At 64.4% G+C, this 312-nt stretch carries 1 protein-coding gene; it reads right to left on the reverse strand.

Going from position 1 to position 312, the window contains the following annotated elements:
* Positions 1-312: IS5 family transposase (locus OX89_RS12885; protein WP_047350903.1), on the reverse strand; the 312-nt coding region annotated here is incomplete at both ends.

A 312-nucleotide genomic window follows, 5' to 3' on the forward strand; every position in this document is an offset into this window, starting at 1 on the left:
CATCGGCGTCCGTGGTGCTCTCGTGGGTGTCGTTGCAGCGCTCCTGCCCCTTGAAGTCCACCTCGGGGTTGCGCCCAGGCGGCGTGCCGCTGTCGTCGTCTTTGCGCTTGAAGCTCTTGTGCGAGGCCCAGGCGTCAATGAGCGTGCCGTCCACGCTGAAGTGCTCGTCGCTGGCGAGCTTGCCCCACTGGGCACTGAGCTTGACGCGCTCGAAGAAGGCGCGGGCGAGGTCTTCGTTGAACAGACGTTCGCGGTTGGCGCTGAAAGTGGAGTGGTCCCAGACCTTGTCTTCGATGTTCAGGCCCACGAACC

Source organism: Diaphorobacter sp. J5-51, from assembly GCF_001023515.1.
Taxonomy (GTDB): Bacteria; Pseudomonadota; Gammaproteobacteria; order Burkholderiales; family Burkholderiaceae_C; genus Diaphorobacter; species Diaphorobacter nitroreducens.